Annotated in this window: 20 protein-coding genes and 2 pseudogenes; 8 read left to right on the top strand and 14 right to left on the bottom strand. The window is 67.2% G+C overall.

All coding sequences use genetic code 11. The annotated features are described in order from the left end of the window. Positions 1-83 precede the first annotated feature (83 nt). The 7 genes and pseudogenes from mscL to pyk form a co-directional block, all read right to left on the bottom strand. Positions 84-521: a large conductance mechanosensitive channel protein MscL gene (mscL, locus tag MBELCI_RS07675; protein WP_021693615.1), complete on the bottom strand. Its 438-nt coding sequence runs from the start codon at positions 519-521 to the stop codon at positions 84-86. 157 nt (positions 522-678) lie between these two features. Continuing rightward, a complete protein-coding gene (gene pheT / locus MBELCI_RS07680) occupies positions 679-3,072 on the bottom strand; it encodes a phenylalanine--tRNA ligase subunit beta (protein WP_021693616.1) in 2,394 nt (797 codons plus the stop codon). A gap of 66 nt (positions 3,073-3,138) precedes the next feature. Then, positions 3,139-3,588: a hypothetical protein gene (locus tag MBELCI_RS20695; protein ID WP_131505514.1), complete on the bottom strand. Its 450-nt coding sequence runs from the start codon at positions 3,586-3,588 to the stop codon at positions 3,139-3,141. Between the two features lie 4 nt (positions 3,589-3,592). Further along, entirely contained in the window at positions 3,593-4,651 is a 1,059-nt protein-coding gene (gene pheS / locus MBELCI_RS07685; protein ID WP_021693617.1) for a phenylalanine--tRNA ligase subunit alpha, read from the bottom strand. Positions 4,652-4,765: 114 nt separating this feature from the next. Beyond that, complete coding sequence (rplT, locus tag MBELCI_RS07690; RefSeq protein ID WP_021693618.1) at positions 4,766-5,128, bottom strand: 50S ribosomal protein L20; 363 nt, start codon at positions 5,126-5,128, stop codon at positions 4,766-4,768. Positions 5,129-5,140: 12 nt separating this feature from the next. Beyond that, a complete protein-coding gene (rpmI, locus tag MBELCI_RS07695; RefSeq protein ID WP_021693619.1) occupies positions 5,141-5,341 on the bottom strand; it encodes a 50S ribosomal protein L35 in 201 nt (66 codons plus the stop codon). A 127-nt stretch (positions 5,342-5,468) separates the two neighbouring features. Further along, positions 5,469-6,913 (bottom strand): annotated as a pseudogene (pyk, locus tag MBELCI_RS07700) (pyruvate kinase). A gap of 171 nt (positions 6,914-7,084) precedes the next feature. On the opposite strand from pyk, the gene MBELCI_RS07705 reads away from it, so the two are divergent. Continuing rightward, on the top strand, positions 7,085-7,828 hold the full coding sequence (locus tag MBELCI_RS07705; protein ID WP_021693623.1) for an N-formylglutamate amidohydrolase: 744 nt from the start codon (positions 7,085-7,087) through the stop codon (positions 7,826-7,828). A 21-nt stretch (positions 7,829-7,849) separates the two neighbouring features. After that, a complete protein-coding gene (locus MBELCI_RS07710; RefSeq protein ID WP_045319859.1) occupies positions 7,850-8,170 on the top strand; it encodes a DUF1244 domain-containing protein in 321 nt (106 codons plus the stop codon). Between the two features lie 4 nt (positions 8,171-8,174). Here MBELCI_RS07710 and MBELCI_RS07715 read toward each other — a convergent pair whose 3' ends face one another. The 5 genes and pseudogenes from MBELCI_RS07715 to MBELCI_RS07735 form a co-directional block, all read right to left on the bottom strand. Beyond that, positions 8,175-8,489, bottom strand: coding sequence for a DnaJ family domain-containing protein (locus MBELCI_RS07715; protein ID WP_021693625.1), 315 nt, complete (start codon positions 8,487-8,489; stop codon positions 8,175-8,177). Positions 8,490-8,506: 17 nt separating this feature from the next. Next, positions 8,507-9,366: pseudogene (locus MBELCI_RS07720) on the bottom strand (D-amino-acid transaminase). Between the two features lie 61 nt (positions 9,367-9,427). Then, positions 9,428-10,390, bottom strand: coding sequence for an N-acetyl-D-Glu racemase DgcA (gene dgcA, locus MBELCI_RS07725; RefSeq protein ID WP_021693627.1), 963 nt, complete (start codon positions 10,388-10,390; stop codon positions 9,428-9,430). Further along, positions 10,387-11,409, bottom strand: coding sequence for an MBL fold metallo-hydrolase (locus tag MBELCI_RS07730; protein WP_021693628.1), 1,023 nt, complete (start codon positions 11,407-11,409; stop codon positions 10,387-10,389). Before MBELCI_RS07730 ends, dgcA begins: the two co-directional genes overlap by 4 nt. Before the next feature lie 131 nt (positions 11,410-11,540). Beyond that, a complete protein-coding gene (locus MBELCI_RS07735; RefSeq protein ID WP_021693629.1) occupies positions 11,541-13,238 on the bottom strand; it encodes an acyl-CoA dehydrogenase family protein in 1,698 nt (565 codons plus the stop codon). A 99-nt stretch (positions 13,239-13,337) separates the two neighbouring features. Here MBELCI_RS07735 and MBELCI_RS07740 point away from each other — a divergent pair, with 99 nt between their 5' ends. After that, entirely contained in the window at positions 13,338-14,285 is a 948-nt protein-coding gene (locus MBELCI_RS07740; protein ID WP_021693630.1) for an L-threonylcarbamoyladenylate synthase, read from the top strand. A gap of 53 nt (positions 14,286-14,338) precedes the next feature. Beyond that, positions 14,339-14,698, top strand: coding sequence for a YigZ family protein (locus tag MBELCI_RS07745; protein WP_021693631.1), 360 nt, complete (start codon positions 14,339-14,341; stop codon positions 14,696-14,698). 15 nt (positions 14,699-14,713) lie between these two features. Here the strand turns inward: MBELCI_RS07745 and MBELCI_RS22525 are convergent, their stop codons facing one another. Next, entirely contained in the window at positions 14,714-15,037 is a 324-nt protein-coding gene (locus MBELCI_RS22525) for a potassium channel family protein (RefSeq protein ID WP_021693632.1), read from the bottom strand. Next, positions 15,037-15,486 (bottom strand): ion transporter, encoded by a 450-nt coding sequence (locus MBELCI_RS22530; RefSeq protein WP_021693633.1) that lies wholly within the window; start codon positions 15,484-15,486, stop codon positions 15,037-15,039. Before MBELCI_RS22530 ends, MBELCI_RS22525 begins: the two co-directional genes overlap by 1 nt. 169 nt (positions 15,487-15,655) lie before the next feature. On the opposite strand from MBELCI_RS22530, the gene MBELCI_RS07755 reads away from it, so the two are divergent. The 4 genes from MBELCI_RS07755 (at position 15,656) to MBELCI_RS07770 (ending at position 18,900) form a co-directional block, all read left to right on the top strand. Further along, positions 15,656-16,612 carry an aspartate carbamoyltransferase catalytic subunit gene (locus MBELCI_RS07755; RefSeq protein WP_021693634.1) on the top strand — a complete coding sequence of 319 codons (957 nt, stop codon included), beginning with the start codon at positions 15,656-15,658 and terminating at the stop codon, positions 16,610-16,612. Beyond that, positions 16,609-17,883 carry a dihydroorotase gene (gene pyrC, locus MBELCI_RS07760; RefSeq protein WP_021693635.1) on the top strand — a complete coding sequence of 425 codons (1,275 nt, stop codon included), beginning with the start codon at positions 16,609-16,611 and terminating at the stop codon, positions 17,881-17,883. Before MBELCI_RS07755 ends, pyrC begins: the two co-directional genes overlap by 4 nt. Continuing rightward, complete coding sequence (gene plsY, locus MBELCI_RS07765) at positions 17,883-18,488, top strand: glycerol-3-phosphate 1-O-acyltransferase PlsY (protein ID WP_021693636.1); 606 nt, start codon at positions 17,883-17,885, stop codon at positions 18,486-18,488. Before pyrC ends, plsY begins: the two co-directional genes overlap by 1 nt. 100 nt (positions 18,489-18,588) lie before the next feature. Then, on the top strand, positions 18,589-18,900 hold the full coding sequence (locus MBELCI_RS07770; protein WP_021693637.1) for a TM2 domain-containing protein: 312 nt from the start codon (positions 18,589-18,591) through the stop codon (positions 18,898-18,900). Positions 18,901-18,913: the final 13 nt, after the last annotated feature.

The raw sequence follows: 18,913 nt of genomic DNA on the forward strand, positions 1-18,913 counted from the left end.
GAGTTGCTCAGGGCGAACTACGTAAGGGCGTACCCTCTTCCAGGGAACTCCGCATCCACGCACATCGCTTGCATGATTTTGGCTCAGGCGCTTCGCGTCTTCAGCAATTCGCGGATATCGGTGAGCAACTCCTCCTGCGTCGGTCCTTTCGGCGCCGCGGGTACCGGCTCGCCCTTTTCGACGGCGGCGTCCTTGATCCGGTTCACGCCCTTGACCAGCAGGAACACCACCCAGGCAATGATCAGGAAGTTGATGCAGGCGGTCAAAAAGGCGCCATAGGCGAAGATCGCGGCCCCGCTTTCGCGCGCCAGTTCCAGAGAGGTGCCGGAGGCCACGTCGCCCGAGAGCACGACATACATCGAGGTGAAGTCGATGCCGCCAAGGATCAGGCCGATCACCGGGTTGATCAGATCGTTCACGAGGCTCTGGACAATGGCAGTGAAGGCCGCGCCGATGATGATGCCGACCGCGAGGTCCATCACGTTGCCCTTGGCGATGAAGTTGCGGAATTCCTTGATCATCGGTGTCTCCTGTATGGGTTTGGCCCCTACCTAGCGCAGCGCGGAAGCGCGGCGCATCTTTTGGGGCGCGAAGGCGGGCAGGACGCGGCCCTTGCGCCACGAAAAAGGGGGCGGCCCGTCGGTCCGCCCCCCGTTCCGTCCTATCGGTCGCCGACGATCAGCCGCGCAGCTCGCCGCCCGTGGCCTTGGCCACCTTGTCGACGATCTTCGCGCCCGCTGCTTCGATCTCCTTCTCGGTGAGCGTCGCCTCGATGGGCTGCAGCCGCACCGTGATGGCAATGGATTTGCGCCCCTCGCCAAGCGAGCCGCCCTGAAACTGGTCGAAGACCCGCACATCCGAGATCAACGCCTTGTCAGCACCCTGAGCCGCGTTCACCAGCGTCAGCGCCTCGACCTGCGCATCGACCACGAAGGCGAAGTCGCGCTCGACCGGCTGCAGTGATGGCGGCGTGAAGGCCGGGCGCGCGTTGCCGTTCTGGCGCGGCAGCGGCACCTCCTCGGGGAACAGCACGAAGGCGACCGCCGGGCCCTTCACGTCGAGCGTGGCAAGCATCTTGGGGTGCAGCTCGCCAAAGACGCCGAGCACCTTCTTGGGCCCGAGGCAGATCCACCCGTGACGGCCCGGATGCCACCAGCCCTCGCCCCCGCGCAGGATCTGCACCTTGGCAGGCGCACCCATCGAAGCCAGCACCGCCTCGGCATCGGCCTTGGCGTCGAAGAGGTCCACGGGGCGCGACGCGTTATGCACGTCCTTGGGCCCGGTCTTGCCGGTCAAAAGGCCCGCCACCGCCAGCCGCTGCTCGCCCGGCTCGCCGCCCCAGAACACGTGACCTGCCTCGAACAGCGCCAGATCGCCCTGCCCGCGCGCCTGATTGCGCGCGGCGGCGCGCAAGAGGCCCGGCAGCAGATCGGGGCGCATGTGGCTCATCTCCGACGAAATCGGGTTTTCGAGCCGGGTCGCGTCCGAGCCGCCGCCGAACAGCGCCGCGGCTTCGGCGTCGATGAAGCTGTAGGTGACGCATTCGTCGTAGCCGAGCGCCGCGGTGGTGCGCCGCGCCTTGGTCAGCCGCGCCTGCATCGGCGTCAGCACCGGCTTGGCCACACCCTCGGGACGTGGCAGCGGCACGCCCTTGAGCTTGGACAGAGAGGCCACGCGCACGACCTCCTCGACCAGATCGGCCTCGCCCTGAATGTCGGAACGCCAGGCCGGCACATGCGCCATGCCGTCATCGAGCCGGAAGCCCAGCCGGTCAAGCGTCTGGCGCTGCTCTTTCACGGGGATGTCCATGCCGACGATCTTCGTCACCGCCTTGGGATCGAAGCGGTAGGCGCGGCCGGTGTCGGGGGTCGCGCCCGCGATCGCCATCTTCGACGCCTCGCCGCCCGCGTGATCGACGATCATCCGCACCGCGATCTGCAGGCCGGTGGTGACGAAATCCGTGTCGATGCCGCGCTCGAACCGCTGGCGCGCGTCCGAATGGATACGCAGCGTCCGACCCGTGAGCGCGATCTGCACCGGGTTCCACAGCGCGCTTTCAACGAAGACATTTGTCGTCTCTTCGGTGACGCCGGTATCGGCCCCACCCATGATGCCCGCGAGGCTCTCGACGCCGTTGTCGTCGGAGATGACGATCATGCCGTGGTCGAGCGTGTAAGTCTTGTCGTCGAGCGCCGGGAAACTTTCACCGCCCATCGCGCGGTGCACCCGCAGGTTGCCCGCGACCTTGTCGGCGTCGAAGACGTGCAGCGGGCGGTTCAGGTCATAGGTGACATAGTTGGTGACATCGACGAGAAAGCTGATCGGGCGCAGGCCGATGGCGCGCAGACGGTCCTGCATCCATTCGGGCGAGGGGCCGTTCTTCACGCCACGGATCAGGCGGCCCGCGAAGATCGGGCAGCCATCGCGCGTGTCGGGCGCGATCTCGACGTCGATGGGGCAGTCATAGCCGCCCGGCACCGCGTTGACCTCGAGCGGCTTCAGCTTGCCGATCCCGCGCGCCGAAAGATCGCGCGCGATGCCGCGGATGCCGAGCGCATCGCCGCGGTTCGGCGTGATCGCGATCTCGATCACCGGATCGACCTTGGCGGGATCGTTCTCGGCCAGCCAGTCGGCAAAGCTCTGGCCCACCTCGCCCGAGGGCAGCTCGATAATGCCCTCATGCGCGTCGCCGAGGCCCAGCTCACGCTCGGAGCACATCATGCCGTGGCTCTCGACGCCGCGGATCTTGCCGACGCCGATGGTGAAGTCGGGGCCGGGCACATAGGTGCCGGGGCGGGCGACGACCACGGTGATGCCCTGCCGCGCATTCGGCGCGCCGCAGATGATCTGGTCCTCGCCGCCCGGAAGCTCGACGCGGCAGATCTGCAGCTTGTCGGCATCGGGGTGCTTCTCGGCGGCCACGACCTTGCCGAGCACGAAGTTCTTGAGGGCGGCGGCAGGGTTCTCGATGCCTTCGACCTCGAGCCCGAGATCGGTCAGCGCCTCGGCGATCTCGTCCACGGTCGCCGTGGTGTCGAGATGGTCCTTGAGCCAGGAGAGGGTGAATTTCATTTTAGTTACGCCTTCCGAAACTTAAATGCCATCGACACTACCTGAAAAGCAACAGATGAACATTTGTTAGGCACCACGGAACACCGGGGCCTGCGTTGGTCTCACTGCATTTTCTGCGGCAAAGTATCTGCCCGCATTTCCTTCATTCAATATATCGTCAAAAAGCTTTCCAGCCTTTTCATCGAAGAAGTCTGGTATTTCATCATCGTGGCGGTTTGCAATTTTGGAACGCAGGTACCCAATAAGTTCAGATGCCTTGTCGTTGACGGATGGTGGGGCGATGACTTGCAGCTTGCCCCCGGCTTTATTCAAAAGACGCAATCTCTCGTGATGCTCAGGCAAATTCACCAGTACCCGCATATACATGGAGGGGGCCACTGCCTCAACAAACTCTGTGTACACAATCCGACGCTCGGCCATGATTGAAAAGACACGGTCTTGGTGTTTCTGATAAGCGTAGACTATCACACTAGTCAGCGCTGCAAATGTTGCCGCAACTATCGCGCCAATCGACACTTCCTCACCCCCTCAGCGTCGGCACATCCAGCGCCGCGAAGCCGTAATGCTTCAGCCAGCGCAGGTCGCTCTCGAAGAAGGCGCGCAGGTCGGGGATGCCGTATTTCAGCATCGCCAGACGGTCGATGCCGAGGCCGAAGGCGAAGCCCTGATACTTTTCCGGATCGATCTTGGCGTTGCGCAGCACCTTGGGGTGCACCATGCCGGAGCCGAGCACTTCGAGCCAGTCGTCGCCCTCGCCCACCTTCACGGTGCCGTCCTGCCACGAGCATTGGATGTCCACCTCGGCCGAAGGCTCGGTGAAGGGGAAGTGCGAGGCGCGGAAGCGGGTCTTGACCGGCTTGCCGAAGAAGGCTGAAAGGAACTCCTCCAGCACCCATTTGAGGTTCGCCATGGTGATGTCGGTGCCGATGGCGAGGCCCTCGACCTGATGGAACATCGGGGTGTGGGTCTGGTCGTAATCGGCGCGGTAAACGCGGCCCGGACAAATGATGCGAATGGGCGCACCGTTCTCTTCCATCGAGCGGATCTGCACCGGCGAGGTGTGGGTGCGCAGCACGTGCGGGGGACGGTGATCGCCCGGGGCACGGTGCGTGTAGAAGGTGTCCATCTCGGCGCGAGCCGGGTGATGGCCGGGGATGTTGAGCGCGTCGAAATTGTACCAGTCGCTCTCGATCTGCGGGCCTTCGGCCACCGAGAAGCCCATGTCGGCGAAGATCGCGACGACCTCCTCGGTCACCTGGCTGATCGGGTGGATCGTGCCTTGGCGCGCGGGGCGAGTGGGCAGCGTCACGTCGAGCCATTCGGTCTTGAGCCGCGCCTCCAGCGCCGCGTCCGCGAGAGAGGCCTTGCGTGCCGAGAGCGCGTCGGCGATCTCGGTCTTGAGCGCGTTGAGCCTCGGCCCCTTCTCCTGACGCTCCTCGGGGGTCATGCCGCCCAGCGTCTTCATCAGGCCCGAGATCTCGCCCTTCTTGCCCAGCGCGCGCACGCGCAGATCCTCGATGCCCGCCTCGTCGCCGGCCTCGGCGATCAGCCCCAGATACCTGTCTCGAAGATCGTCCATGTCGTCACCCTTTTCTGCCGGTCCGGACTAGCAGCCCCGTCCCGAAACGCAAGAAGCCGCGCGACCCCGTCGGGGGTGGCGCGGCTTCGAATTCTTTCGCTCTCGAACGGCCGATCAGGCCAGAGCGGCGCGCGCCTTGTCGACGATCGCGTTGAACGCCTCGGGCTCGTGCACCGCGAGATCGGCGAGAACCTTGCGGTCCACCTCGATCCCGGCGAGCGACAGGCCGTTGATGAAGCGCGAATAGGTCATCTGCTCGTCGAACGAACGGACACCGGCGTTGATCCGCTGGATCCACAGGGCGCGGAAGTTGCGCTTGCGGTTCTTGCGGTCACGGGTCGCGTACTGGTTCGCCTTGTCGACGGCCTGCTTGGCCACCTTGAAGGTCTTGGAGCGGCGATCGTAATAGCCCTTCGCCTGATCCAGGATCTTCTTGTGACGGCGATGGGTGACGGTTCCACCTTTGGTGCGGCTCATATCCGGGTCTCCTTAGCGCGCGTAGGGCATCATCGGCTTGATGATCTTCTCATCAGCCTTGGCCAGAACAGTGGTTCCACGTGCGTCACGGATGAACTTCGTGCTGCGCTTGATCATGCCGTGGCGCTTGCCTGCCTGACCGGCCTTGATCCGGCCCGAGGCCGTCACCTTGAACCGCTTTTTGCAGCTCGACTTCGTCTTCATCTTGGGCATTTCCATCTCCCTTCCGGAACGGTGGTGGGACCGTTCGCCTCGGCATGCCAAGAAGGCCGGACGAACGGGGTGAGCGCGCCGTATAGGTGGCGCGCGAGATCAAGGCAAGGGGGGTTTGCCCCCTGCCTCATTCGGGATCGGCGTTGAAGATCAGCCGCTCGTCGCAGGGTGCGACGCGCAGGATGTTGGTGGTGCCAGGCGTGTTGAAGGGCACGCCCGCCGTCACCACGATCAGGTCCTTCTCGGTGGCGAGCCCCTGCTCGCGCGCGCAGCGCGCGGCGTTGACCACGGCCATCTTGAAGCGGTCGACCTCGCCGGTGACAACGCAGTTGGTGCCCCATGTCAGGCACAGGCGGCGCGCCGTGCTGCGGATCGAGGTCAGCGCGAGGATCGGCACGCGCGGACGCTCGCGCGCCACCAGCGACGCCGTGGTGCCCGATTGCGAGAAGCAGCAGATCGCCTTGACGTTGGTGGTCTCGGCGATCTCGCGCGCGGCGGCGACGATGCCGTCGGCGACCGAGTTGTGCGCGACCTTGCGCGAGCTTTCGATGATCTCGCGGTAGGTGCTGTCGGTCTCGACCTCGTGGGCGACGTTGTCCATCGTCGCGACCGCCTCGATCGGATACTGCCCGGCGGCTGATTCGGCCGAGAGCATGATCGCGTCGGCGCCCTCGTAGATCGCGGTGGCGACGTCCGAGACCTCGGCGCGGGTCGCATCGGGCTTTCGATCATCGATTCGAGCATCTGCGTCGCGACGATCACCGGCTTGGCGGCGGCGCGGCAGCGGCGCACGAGGCGCTTCTGGATCGGCGGCACGTTCTGGACCGGAAGCTCCACGCCCAGATCGCCGCGCGCGACCATGATGCCGTCGGAGACGCTCAGGATCTCGTTGAAGGCCTTCACGGCGGCGGGCTTTTCGATCTTGGACAGGATCGCGGCGCGGCCGCGGCACAGCTCGCGCGCCTCCTCCACGTCGGCGGCGCGCTGCACGAAGCTGAGCGCCAGCCAGTCGACGCCGAGGTCGCAGACGAATTCGAGATCCTTGCGGTCCTTTTCCGACAGCGCCGCCAGCGGCAGCACCACGTCGGGGACGTTCACGCCCTTGCGGTTCGAAATGGTGCCGCCGACGACCACTTCGCAATTGGCGAAGTCGGCGCCGCAATCCTTGACCCTGAGACGGATCTTGCCGTCGTTGACCAGAAGCGAGGCGCCGGGCTCCAGCGCGTCGAAGATCTCCTTGTGCGGCAGCCGCACGCGGGTCACGTCGCCCTCGGCCTCGTCGAGGTCGAGCCGGAAATCGGCGCCGGGCACCAGCTCTTCCTCGCCATTGGCGAAGGCGCCGACGCGCAGCTTGGGGCCCTGAAGGTCCGCGAGAATGCCGATCGGCGTGTCGAGGTCTTCTTCGACCTGACGGATGATCGCATGGCGCGCGCGGATCTCGTCATGCGCGCCATGGCTCATGTTGAGACGGAACACGTCGGCGCCAGCCTCGACCAGGGCGCGGATCACCTCGTAGGTGCTCGACGCCGGTCCCAGCGTGGCCACGATTTTCACATTGCGATGGCGCTTCATCGATAGGATCCTCTCGACTGTCCCAATGGACGCGATAAGTGTTCGACCGGGCAGCGGAAATATCCGTTACCGCTACCAGTGCCGGTTCGGCGCCGTTATTGCGCAAATCGGCCCGCGTCACAACTGCCCGTGCGACACCAGAGCGAACGACAGCGGAGTACACCGGATTTCATGACCTCGGAAGCCTATCACATTCTCGGCGAGAAGCGCCGCTCCCGCTGGCTCGTCACCTGCGACCACGCCAGCAACCACGTGCCGCCTTGGGTTTCAGGCGGCGATCTGGGCCTGCCTGCCTCGGACATGGCGCGCCACATCGCTTGGGATGTCGGGGCCGCAGGTCTGGCCGAGGCGCTGGCCGAACGGCTCGACGCACCGGCGATCCTGTCGAAATTCTCGCGGCTGGTGATCGATCCCAACCGGGGCGAGGACGACCCCACCCTGCTGATGAAGCTCTATGACGGCTCGATCATCCCCGGCAACCGCCATGCGGGACCCCAAGATACCGAAGAGCGGCTGGCGCGGCTGCACCGGCCCTACCATGAGGCCTACGAGGCGCTGGCCACACGGCGCGACGACACGGTGGTGGTGGCGATCCACAGCTATGTTTCGCAGCTTCGGGGCCGTCCGTTCCGCCCCTGGCAGGTCGCCATCCTGCACAGCCATCTCGATTCGCGCCTTGCCGATCCGCTGATCGCGCGGCTGCGCGAGGACGCGGAGCTGATGGTGGGCGACAACGAACCCTATTCGGGCCATCTGCCGGGCGATTCCATCGACCGTCACGCCCTCTCCAAGGGCCGCCCCAACGTCCTGATCGAGGTGCGCAACGACCTGATCGAGGAAGAGGCGGGGCAGATCGCATGGGCCGAACGCTTGGCACCGGCGCTGCGCGACATACTTCGCGAGACGGGACTATAAGGGAGACCGATCATGAGCCGGATGGACGAGATCGACGAGACGACCCGCACCGAGATCGAGGCAGCGGCGTTCCGCAGGCTGCGAAAGCACCTGATGGAGGAGCGCCCTGACGTGCAGAACATCGATCTGATGAACATGGCCGGATTCTGCCGCAACTGCCTTTCGCGCTGGACGCAGGAGGCGGCGGCCGAGCGCGGCCTTGATCTGTCGAAGGACGAGGCGCGCGAGGCCTATTACGGCATGCCCTATGACGACTGGCGCGCCCGGCACCAGACCGAGACGACGGAGGCGACCCGCGCCGCCTTCGACGCGGCGCAAAAGCACGAGGCGAGCGAGGGCTGAGCCATCAGCCATGGCGGCGCATCGCCTCCATCTCAAGGGCGAGCCGCATTTCCAGATCGGCGAGGCGACGCATTTCCTCATGCCGCGCATCCTCGCCGGTCAACTCCGCCAACCGCGCCTTCGCCTCGGCGATCTCGCGGCTGAGCGTGACGCCCTTTGGCCTGGCGCCCGATTCGCGCATCAACCGGTCGAGCACCGCGTCACCGGGCGCGTGCAGATCGGCGATCGGCCTGCCCGCACCGGGCAGGTTGTCGAAGGCCCCGTCCCTTTCCGCCTTGGCGATGACGCGGCTGATATGATCGATCAGCGGATGGTCCATGCGGGCCTCCCCCGGTGTCAGAGCGCCGCCTTGCGGCTTTCCTCGATATAGATCTCGCGCAGGCGGCTCGCCACCCGGCCGGGCGTGCCCGCACCGATCTGCGCCCCGTCGATCTCCACCACCGGCATCACGAAGGTCGAAGCCGAGGTGATGAACGCCTCGTCGCGTCCTGCGCCTCCTCGATGGTGAAAGCGCGCTCCTCGACCTGCATCTGCGCCTCGCGGGCAAAACGCAGCACGGCGGCGCGGGTGATGCCGTGCAGGATCTCGTTGCCCAGATGCCGGGTGACGATGGTGTTGCCCTTGACGATATAGGCGTTGTTCGAGGTGCCCTCGGTCACCGCGCCCTCCTCGACCATCCACGCGTCATCGGCGCCCGCCGCCTTGGCCATCATCTTGCCCATCGAGGGGTAGAGAAGCTGCACCGTCTTGATGTCGCGGCGGCCCCAGCGGATGTCGGGGATCGAGATCACCTTGAGACCGGTCCTGGCCGCCGGGCTATCGGCGAGGCCGGGCTTGGACTGGGTGAACAATACCACGGTCGGCTCGGTGTCTTTGGGTGGGAAGATGAAATCACGGTCATTCGGCGCACCGCGGGTGATCTGGAGATAGATCAGCCCCTCATCGATGTCATTGCGCGCCACCAGCTCGCGATGAATATCGAGAAGCGCCTCGTCCTCCATCGGCTTGCGGATCTGCAACTCGGAGAGTGAGCGCGCGAGCCGCTTCGCATGGCCCTCGAAATCGATCAGCTTGCCGCCAAGCACGCTCGTCACCTCGTAGACCCCGTCGGCCATCAGGAAACCGCGGTCGAAGACGGACACTTTGGCCTCGTGCTCGGGCAGGTACTCTCCGTTGACATAGACGGTGCGGGTCATGGCGCTCTCCTGTTGGCTCTCGCCCCCTTCTGCCGCAGGGGGAGGCGCGATGCCAGAGGGATCAGCCCCAGAGCGCGGGCTCGGCCGGGTGCAGCCCTTGCGCGTCGTGCCGCATCGCCGGCTCGCGGTCGCGCGCCAGCAGCAGCGGCCCGTCGAGATCGACGACCGAGACACCCTGCGCCACCAGATGCGCGGGCGCCATCGCCAGCGATGAGCCGACCATGCAGCCGACCATGATGTCATACCCCGCCGCCCGCGCCGCATCGCGCAAGGCGAGCGCCTCGGTCAGCCCGCCGGTCTTGTCGAGCTTGATGTTGGCCATGTCGTACTTGCCAGCCAGTCCCGGCAGCGAGGCGCGGTCATGGCAGCTTTCATCCGCGCAGACCGGCACCGGACGCGCGAGACCGATCAGCGCCGCGTCCTCCCCCGCAGGCAGCGGCTGCTCGACCATAGCCACGCCGAGCCGCTGCAGATGCGGCGCGAGGTCGGCATAGATCCCGGCGCTCCAGCCCTCGTTGGCATCGACGATGATGGTGGCGCGGGGCGCGCCGCGCCGCACGGCTTCGAGCCGGGGCATGTCGTCGGGTGTGCCGAGCTTGATCTTGAGGATCGGGCGATGCGCCTCCTCGCGGGCGCGGGCCTCCATCGCCTCGGCCGTGTCGAGCGAGAGCGTATAGGCGGTGACGACCGGCTCCGGCCGCGCCAGTCCGGCGAGCCGCCAGACCGGAACGCCCGTCCGCTTCGCCTCCAGATCCCACAGCGCGCAATCCACTGCGTTGCGCGCGGCTCCCGGTGGCAGGGCCTCCTGCAATTCCTGTCGCGACACCCCCTCCGGCAGCGCTTCCACCTGCGCCCGAACGCTGGCGAGGCTCTCGCCATAGCGCGCGTACGGCACAGCCTCCCCCCGCCCTTCGAACCCTTCGCGGCAAATCCGCACGCTCAGCACTTGCGCCGCGCTGCGGCTGCCACGGCTGATCGTGAAGGCACGGGCGAGCGGAAAGCTCTCATCGAAGTTCTCGATCATACAGCCCTCCAGCGCCACGCCCCGTCATCGCCCATCTCGCGTTGGGCCCGGCCTTGCGCCACCAAAGCGTTCAGGTGGCCCAGCGCCTCGGCCAGCGCGAGGCCGTAGCTGTCGCGCGTCACCGAGCGGCGAAACAGCGGCGCGAAGCAGTCGCCGCCGGTGCGCGGCACGGCGAGGTGGCCCGCCAGCCGGTCAAGCGCGTCGCGATGTCCCTGCGCCATCTGCGCCAGCCGCTCGGGCAGGCCGCTATAGGGCTTCTTGTGGCCGGGCAGCACGAGTTGATCGGGCCGGGCGAAGGCGGCCAGCCGCTCGCAGGCCTCGATCCAGTCGGTGACGGGGTCGTTCTCGGGTTCGGTCGGCTGCACGCCGAGATTGGGGCTGATGCCCGGCAGCAGCTGGTCGCCGCCGATCACCAGATCGCCCCTCTCCTGCCAGAAGGTCGCGTGCTCCGGCGCATGGCCCTCGCCCATGCGGATCAGCCAGTCGCGCCCGCCGATGCGGAGCCGATCACCCTCGCGGATGCGGGCGTAGGAGAGCGGCAGCGGCGCCACCCAGTCGGTGAAGTTGAAGGGCCGCTCGGTGCGGCGCTGCGCCAGAAGCTCGGCATCCATGCCCGCGCGCTTCCAGAACGCCACCACCGGTTTGGGCGGCAGGCTCTGCTCCTCGCCCCGGAGCATCCGCGACAGCAGGTAGCCGGTGCGCGGCATCACCAGTTCTGCCCCGCGTGCGGCGAGCCACCCCGCGAGGCCCACGTGATCGGGGTGGTGATGCGTCACCACCACCCGCCGCAGCGGACGACCGCCCAAGGGACCCGAGAGCAGCGCCTCCCAGACCTCGCGGATCTTCGTGGTGTCGAGACCCGTGTCGATCACGGTCCAGCCATCGCCGTCGTCGAGCGCATAGACATTCACGTGGTTGAGCGCCCAAGGCAGCGGCAGCTGCATCCACAGCACGCCGGGGGCGACCTCGGTCGCGGTGCCGGGGACGGGAGGTTCGTCGAACGGGGTTCGGGCGCGCATGTTCTGTGTCATGCCCCCCGTGATGGCGCAGCGCGCCCGCGGCGTCCAGACGGCTCAAGCGGGGTCAGCGGCTCGATGCCTTGGGCGGCCTCATGTTCCAATGCCCTGGGTGGAGCCGGAGTTTCGACGCCTCATGGGGTCAGGTCTTCGGCCCCCAATGCCATCACGCAGCCTTCTCCGGCCCGAAGCGCCGCCAGATGCGCCGACAGTTCGGGCAGCATTCGCTGGATGTAGAAGGCGGCGAGCCGCTTGCGTTTGCCATTGCCGGCCCGTGCCGCCTGCAGGTGATAATGCGCGCCCAAGAGCCGGGCGAAGGCGCGCAGGTAAGGCATCGCACCGGCGAAACGCGCAGACACCTCGCGCGCCACGAGCCATTCGGTCGCCTCACGCATCTGCTCGGCGGCCTGCCACACCGGCTCGGCCAGATCGGGCACCATTTCGCGCGCGGCCTCGGCCCCTGCCTCGATCTCATCGAAGAGCCTGAAGGCCGCCTCGCCGCCATCCATCATCTTGCGGCCCACGAGGTCCATCGCCTGAATGCCGTTGGTGCCCTCGTAGATCGCGGTGATCCGCGCGTCTCGCAGGAACTGCGCGGCCCCTGTCTCCTCGATGAAGCCCATGCCGCCATGCACCTGGATGCCCAGATCCGCGACGTTGATCCCGGTCTCCGTGCCGAAGGTCTTGGCGATCGGCGTCAGCAGCGCCGCGCGCGCCGTCTCGGCGGCACGCCCTTCGCGACCAAGGTCGATCGCCTTGGCGCAGGCCAGCGTGATCGCGCGGGCGGCAAAGGTCTCGGCCCGCATGCGCGCCAGCATCGCGCGCACATCGGCATGCTCGACGATCGCGCCCGAGCCGCCGGCCCGACCCTGCTTGCGATCCATCGCGTAGGCCAAAGCCGCCTGCGTCGCTGCCTCGGCCACGCCCACGGCCTGGCTGCCGACGCCGAGCCGGGCGGTGTTCATCATGGTGAACATCGCGGCCATTCCGGCATGGGGTTCGCCCACCAGCCAGCCCTTGGCCCCGTCGTATTCCATCACCGCCGTGGGCGAGCCGTGGATGCCGAGCTTGTGCTCGAGGCTGACCACGCGCAAGGAATTGGCCTCGCCGGGCCTGCCACCCGCATCCGGGATGAGCTTGGGCACGAGAAACAGCGAGATTCCTTTGGTTCCCGCCGCGCCATCGGGAAGCCGCGCCAGCACCATATGCGCTACGTTGTCGGAAAAGTCGTTGTCGGCCCAGGTGATGTAGATCTTCTGCCCGGTGATCCGGTAGGTCCCTTCGCCATCCGGCTCGGCCCGGGTCCTGAGCGCGCCCACATCCGACCCGGCCTGCGGTTCGGTCAGGTTCATGGTGCCGCACCATTCGCCGGAGATCAGCTTGGGCAGATAGAGCGCCTGAAGATCGGGGCTGGCATGGTGCTCCAGCGCCTCGATCTCGGCCTGCGTCATCAGCGGGTTGAGCTGCAGCGCAAGGCAGGCCCCGCCCATCATCTCGTTGACGCAGGTGGCCAGCGCCATCGGCAGGCCCATGCCGCCATGCTCGGGGTCGGCGGCCATGCCGACCCAGCCACCCGAGGCGATGGCGCGGTAACCTTCGGCATAGCCCGGGGAGGTGCGCACCACGCCGTTTTCGAGCCGCGCGCCCGACAGATCGCCCGCCCGGTTGAGCGGCGCGAGGATATCGTCGCACATCCGCGCCGCCTCGGTCAGGATCGCGTCGGTCACGTCGGAGGTCATTTCGGCGTGGCACGCGGTCGCGGCCACGTCGGAAAAGCCGATCACGTGCTCCAGAATGAACCGGAAATCCTCGACTGGGGCATGAAAGGGCATTGCGGGCTTCCTCTGGCGCATGGCATTCCGGGGGTCGGATACCGATGCAAACGCAGACTGATACGTCGCCCCCCGACCTCGCAACCAGGACGCCACGTCATGACCCGACACCTCGATCCCGACGAGACCGGCCTCAAGCGTGCCGCCGAAATGCTGCGCCGTGGCGGGCTCGTCTCCTTTCCGACCGAGACGGTCTACGGGCTTGGCGGCGACGCAAGCGACGATGCCGCCGTGGCGCGGATCTATCAAGCCAAGGGGCGGCCCAGCTTCAACCCGCTGATCGTGCATCTGCCCGACGCCGAGGCGGTCGAGGCCTATTGCGTGCTGGACGACACCGCGCGCCGTCTCGCCGCCGCCTTCTGGCCCGGCGCGCTGACGCTGGTGCTGCCGATCCGGCCCTATGCCGGGATCTCGAAACTGGTGACGGCGGGGCTCGACACGCTGGCGGTGCGGGTGCCCGATCACCCGCTGGCGCAGGCGCTTTTGCGCGAGGCGGCGCTGCCGGTGGCGGCCCCGTCGGCCAACCCGTCGGGCCGCATCAGCCCGACCACCGCCGCGCACGTGCTGGCGGGGCTGGCGGGCCGGATCGACGCGGTGCTCGATGGCGGACCCTGCGGCGTCGGCCTCGAATCCACGATCCTCGACTGCATCGGGGAGGCACCGGTGCTGCTGCGCGCGGGTGGGCTCCCGGCGGAGGCGATCGAGGCCTGCCTCGGCGCATCCTTGGCGCTCGGCCCCGTGGCACCCGCCACCGCGCCCACCGCCCCCGGGCAGCTCGTGTCGCATTACGCGCCGCGCGGCACGGTGCGGCTCGATGCGACCGAAACCGAGCCGGGCGAGACCTATCTCGGCTTCGGCCCGCTCGGGGCGGACATGAACCTGTCGCGCTCGGGCGACCTTGTAGAGGCGGCGGCCAATCTCTTCGATTGCCTGCACCGGCTCGACACGATGGGGGCTGAGCGGATCGCCGTGGCCCCCATCCCCGACCACGGGCTGGGCCGCGCGATCAACGACCGGCTTCGGCGCGCGGCGGCCCCGCGCGACTGAAGACCGCCCTGCCTTCGCTTGATCCAAGCCCGCCCGGCCTCTAGGCCGGCACCATGCATGTGTTCGAGAACATCATCAGCGATCGCGGCTCGAAATACGCGGTTTCCGGCGGCCCTTGCGCCTCGGAGGCCGAGGCCAAGGGGTTTCTCAAGGAGCTGCAGCGCCGCAAGAAGTTCGCCAAGGCCACCCATAACAGCTGGGGGCTGCTGACGGCGGATGGCCCGCTCAAGGGCGATGACGGCGAAAGCGGCGCAGGGATGGTGATTCTGCGCATGCTGGAGCGCGACACGGTGGAGGGGCACATCATCGTCGTGACCCGCTGGTATGGCGGCAAGCATCTGGGCGGCGACCGGTTCCGCCATGTGCAGGAAGCGGTGCGGGTTTACCTGTCGCGCACCGGCCTCACGCCCTGACGGTGGGACCCGGCCTCAGATCTCGCCTTCGGTCTCGATGTGGATGTTGGTGCCGCAATGCTTGCAATGCACCGCGTCCGCATCGTGCAGCACGAGGCCGCAGGTCTGGCATGGTTCGCGCACCTTGAGCGGGCGAAACAGCACCTGCGCCAGCCGCAAAAACAGCGTGACGCCGCAGATCATGATGGCGATCGAGATCATCCGCCCCCAAGTGCCCTGAAGGGTGATGTCGCCGAAGCCCGTCGTCGTTAGCGCCGTCACCGTGAAATAGAGCGCGTCGGCGTAATTGCCGATATCGGGGCTGGTGCGGTGCTGCGTGGCGAAGACGAGGCCCGACATCACGAAGATGAAGACGCGAGATTGGTCGCCGCGACCAACGCCTGCTCGTTTTCACGAAAGAAGCGGAAATCCTGCCGTAGCCGGTCCCGCATCTGGTACATGTGCAAGAGCCGCAGCATCCGCACCACCCGCAGAAAGGCAAAACCCTCGCCTGCGAGCGGCGCAAAGAAGGAAACCGCACTTACCAGATCGGCGAGGGTCGTGGGATAGACGAGGAACCGCCACGGCCGCGGGGCCAGCCAGACGCGGGCGGCCAGATCGACGATGATCACCAGACCGAAGGCGATATCGACCACCTGAATCCAAGGCCCGTAAGACGTGAAGGAGGTGACGACGACAAAGAGGATCGCCATGAGATCGAAGCCCAGAAGCCAGTAGCGAAAGCTATGCGCCCGCGAGGTCTCACCCTCGTAAAGCTCCCGCAGCGTTGTCTTGAGGCTGCCTCGCATCGATGTCTCCCTTGCCGTCCGGCTCCATCCCGGTGCGGCGCAGGTCTCGCACGCGCGGATCATGCTGTCGATCCGCTGGCGCGCATCGCCCCCCCAGTGCGGCCCCGCCGCTTTACGCGGCGCCCGCCCCGGCCCTATAAGGCGCGCGCAGCATCCCGGAGCCTTGCCCATGACCTTCCGTGCCCGCCACCTGCTCGGGATCGAGCCCCTGCACCCAACCGAGATCACCGAGCTTCTCGACACCGCCCAGCATTACGCCGAGCTGAACCGGCAGGGCTGCGCGCCGCGCGACGTGTTGGCGGGGCTGACCCAGATCAACATGTTCTTCGAGAATTCGACCCGCACGCAGGCCAGCTTCGAGATCGCGGGCAAGCGGCTCGGGGCGGACGTGATGAACATGGCGATGCAGGCCAGTTCGGTGAAGAAGGGTGAGACGCTGATCGACACGGCGCTGACGCTCAACGCGATGCGCCCCGACCTGCTGGTCGTGCGGCACCCGAACTCCGGCGCGGTCGACCTGCTGGCGCAGAAGGTCAACTGCTCGGTGCTCAACGCGGGCGACGGGCGGCACGAGCACCCGACGCAGGCGCTGCTCGACGGGCTTACCATCCGCCGGGCCAAGGGGCGGCTGCACCGGCTTTCCATCGCGATCTGCGGCGACATCGCGCATAGCCGCGTCGCGCGCTCGAACATCATGCTCCTGGGCAAGATGGAAAACCGCATCCGCCTCATCGCACCGCCGACCCTGATGCCCTCGGGCGTGGCCGAGTTCGGCGTCGAGGTGTTCGACGACATGGAAGAGGGCCTTCGCGACGTCGACGTGGTGATGATGCTCAGGCTGCAGAAAGAACGGATGGATGGCGGCTTCATCCCGTCGGAGCGCGAGTATTTCCACCGCTACGGCCTCGATGCCGCGAAGCTGGCCCATGCCAAGCCCGACGCCATCGTGATGCATCCCGGGCCGATGAACCGGGGCGTCGAGATCGACGGCACCATCGCCGACGACATCAACCGCTCCGTGATCCAGGAGCAGGTCGAGATGGGCGTCGCCGTGCGCATGGCGGCGATGGACCTTCTGGCGCGCAACGCGCGCGCGGCGCGGACCGAGACCGGAGTGATGGCATGAGCATTCTTTTCACCAATGCCCGGCTGATCGACCCCGAGTGCGGCGAGACGCGCGGCGCGCTGCTGGTCGAGGATGGCCGTATCAAGGCCGTGATCGAGAGCGGTGATCTGCCACAGGCGGAGAAGGTGATCGACTGCCGGGGCAAATGCCTCGCGCCGGGGATCGTCGATCTCGGGGTCAAGGTGTCCGAGCCGGGCGAGCGGCACAAGGAGAGCTTTGCCTCTGCCGGGCGCGCCGCCGCCGCCGGCGGCGTCACCACCATCGTCACCCGCCCCGACACGCTGCCCAGCATCGACACGCCTGAAACGCTCGAATTCGTGGTGCGCCGTGCCCGCGAGGACAGCCCGGTCCGGGTGCTGCCGATGGCGGCGCTGACCAAGGGCCGCGAAGGGCGCGAGATGACCGAGATCGGGTTTTTGCGCGACGCGGGCGCGGTGGCCTTCACAGATTGCGACCGCGTCGTCACCGACACCAAGGTGTTTTCCCGCGCGCTAGCCTATGCCCGCTCGCTCGATGCGCTGGTGATGGCGCATGTGCAGGAGCCGGGCCTGTCGAAGGGCGCCGTCGTCACCTCGGGCAAGTTCGCCTCGCTGCGCGGCCTGCCGGGCGTGTCGCCCATGGCCGAGCGCATGGCGCTCGACCGTGACATCGCGCTTCTGGAGATGACGGGCGCGCGCTATCACGCCGACCAGATCACCACGGCGCGGGCGCTTCCGGCGCTGGAGCGGGCCAAGAACAACGGTCTCGACATCACGGCGGGGGTGTCGGTGCATCACCTGACGCTGAACGAGCTCGACGTCGCCGACTACCGCAGCTTCTCCAAGCTCAAGCCGCCGCTGCGTGCCGAGGAGGACCGCATGGCGGTGGGCGAGGCGCTGGCCTCGGGCCTCATCGACATCCTGTGCTCCATGCACACGCCGCAGGACGAGGAAAGCAAGCGTCTGCCCTTCGAGGAGGCGGCCTCGGGCGCGGTGGGCCTCGAAACCCTCCTGCCCGCCTCGATGCGGCTGGTGCATGGCGGGGTGATCGACCTGCCCGGCCTGTTCCGGGCGCTATCGCTCAACCCGTCGAGGCGGCTGGGGCTGGAGACGGGTCGGCTGACCGCGGGCGCGCCCGCCGATCTGGTCTGGTTCGACCCCGACGCGCCCTTCGTGCTCGATCGGGCCACACTCCGCTCGAAATCGCGCAACACCCCCTTTGACGGGGCCCGGCTGGAGGGCAAGGTCCTCGGGACCTGGGTTGCAGGTCGGAGCGTGACGGAGACCTGCTGATGCCCGTGATGGAGACCACGACCGCCCTGCTGATCCTCTGGGCGGTGATCGGCTACCTTCTGGGCTCCATCCCCTTCGGCCTCATCATCACCCGTGCCATGGGACTGGGCGACGTGCGCGCCATCGGATCGGGCAATATCGGCGCCACCAACGTGCTGCGCACCGGCTCGAAAGCTGCTGCCATCGCGACGCTGCTGCTCGACGCGGGCAAGGCGATCGCCGCCGTCATCCTCGCGCGGATCCTCGCCGCCGAAGACGCGGCGCAGATCGCGGGGGCCGCGGCCTTCGCCGGTCATTGCTACCCGATCTGGCTGCGGTTTCGCGGCGGCAAGGGGGTGGCGACGATCCTCGGCCTGCTGATCGCGCTGAGCTGGCCCGTGGGCCTCGCGGCCTGCGCCACGTGGCTCGCCGCCGCCTTCGCGTTCCGCTACTCCTCGCTCGCGGCGCTTCTGGCTGCGGGTTTCGCGCCGCTCTATTCGCTGCTCTTCGGAGATGGGCGGATTGTGCTGCTCAGCCTCGTGCTGGCGCTGATCCTCTACGCCCGGCACGCCCCCAACATCGCGCGGCTGCGCGCCGGCACCGAGCCGCGCATCGGCAGGAAATAGACCTATACCCTTGCCGCGTTGCCTCTCCCCGGCAAAGGGGGGATGATCCTGAGGTCGTTCATACGCACGACAGGTAACGATAGTCACGAGTTTGCCAGCAATGTCCAAGGACTGGAAACAGCCTCCCCCGGCAGAGGAGCCGCAGCGGCACAAGAACCTCACCACTGCCATGCTGCTGGCAATTTTTCTCGGGCCGCTGGGCGCGCATCGATTCTACATGGGCCGGACCGGGTCAGGCGCGATGATGCTGATGCTGGCCGTCACCGTCGTGGGGTTGGCGGTGACCGTGCTGTGGCTTTTGATCGACCTGCCGCGGCTGCCGGTGATGATCCGCCGCCACAACGCGGCGATCGACCGGCGGCGCATGCTCGACCACCGCTCCGAAACCCACGGCTTTCCGCGCCTGAACTGAAGCGCGCGGCCCG

The sequence above is a fragment of the Limimaricola cinnabarinus LL-001 genome (assembly GCF_000466965.1).
Taxonomy (GTDB): domain Bacteria; phylum Pseudomonadota; class Alphaproteobacteria; order Rhodobacterales; family Rhodobacteraceae; genus Limimaricola; species Limimaricola cinnabarinus.

Excerpts from the sequence above, each read along its gene's own strand:
- MBELCI_RS07745 (WP_021693631.1), top strand. The coding sequence starts at position 14,339 with ATGCATGTGTTCGAGAACATCATCAGCGATCGCGGCTCGAAATACGCG.
- plsY (WP_021693636.1), top strand. The coding sequence starts at position 17,883 with ATGCCCGTGATGGAGACCACGACCGCCCTGCTGATCCTCTGGGCGGTG.
- mscL (WP_021693615.1), bottom strand. The coding sequence starts at position 521 with ATGATCAAGGAATTCCGCAACTTCATCGCCAAGGGCAACGTGATGGAC.
- MBELCI_RS07740 (WP_021693630.1), top strand. The coding sequence starts at position 13,338 with ATGACCCGACACCTCGATCCCGACGAGACCGGCCTCAAGCGTGCCGCC.
- MBELCI_RS22530 (WP_021693633.1), bottom strand. The coding sequence starts at position 15,486 with ATGCGAGGCAGCCTCAAGACAACGCTGCGGGAGCTTTACGAGGGTGAG.
- MBELCI_RS07730 (WP_021693628.1), bottom strand. The coding sequence starts at position 11,409 with ATGCGCGCCCGAACCCCGTTCGACGAACCTCCCGTCCCCGGCACCGCG.
- MBELCI_RS07755 (WP_021693634.1), top strand. The coding sequence starts at position 15,656 with ATGACCTTCCGTGCCCGCCACCTGCTCGGGATCGAGCCCCTGCACCCA.
- MBELCI_RS07735 (WP_021693629.1), bottom strand. The coding sequence starts at position 13,238 with ATGCCCTTTCATGCCCCAGTCGAGGATTTCCGGTTCATTCTGGAGCAC.
- pyrC (WP_021693635.1), top strand. The coding sequence starts at position 16,609 with ATGAGCATTCTTTTCACCAATGCCCGGCTGATCGACCCCGAGTGCGGC.
- MBELCI_RS22525 (WP_021693632.1), bottom strand. The coding sequence starts at position 15,037 with ATGTCGGGCCTCGTCTTCGCCACGCAGCACCGCACCAGCCCCGATATC.
- rplT (WP_021693618.1), bottom strand. The coding sequence starts at position 5,128 with ATGAGCCGCACCAAAGGTGGAACCGTCACCCATCGCCGTCACAAGAAG.
- rpmI (WP_021693619.1), bottom strand. The coding sequence starts at position 5,341 with ATGCCCAAGATGAAGACGAAGTCGAGCTGCAAAAAGCGGTTCAAGGTG.
- MBELCI_RS07705 (WP_021693623.1), top strand. The coding sequence starts at position 7,085 with ATGACCTCGGAAGCCTATCACATTCTCGGCGAGAAGCGCCGCTCCCGC.
- MBELCI_RS07710 (WP_045319859.1), top strand. The coding sequence starts at position 7,850 with ATGGACGAGATCGACGAGACGACCCGCACCGAGATCGAGGCAGCGGCG.
- pheS (WP_021693617.1), bottom strand. The coding sequence starts at position 4,651 with ATGGACGATCTTCGAGACAGGTATCTGGGGCTGATCGCCGAGGCCGGC.
- MBELCI_RS07715 (WP_021693625.1), bottom strand. The coding sequence starts at position 8,489 with ATGGACCATCCGCTGATCGATCATATCAGCCGCGTCATCGCCAAGGCG.
- MBELCI_RS07770 (WP_021693637.1), top strand. The coding sequence starts at position 18,589 with ATGTCCAAGGACTGGAAACAGCCTCCCCCGGCAGAGGAGCCGCAGCGG.
- pheT (WP_021693616.1), bottom strand. The coding sequence starts at position 3,072 with ATGAAATTCACCCTCTCCTGGCTCAAGGACCATCTCGACACCACGGCG.
- dgcA (WP_021693627.1), bottom strand. The coding sequence starts at position 10,390 with ATGATCGAGAACTTCGATGAGAGCTTTCCGCTCGCCCGTGCCTTCACG.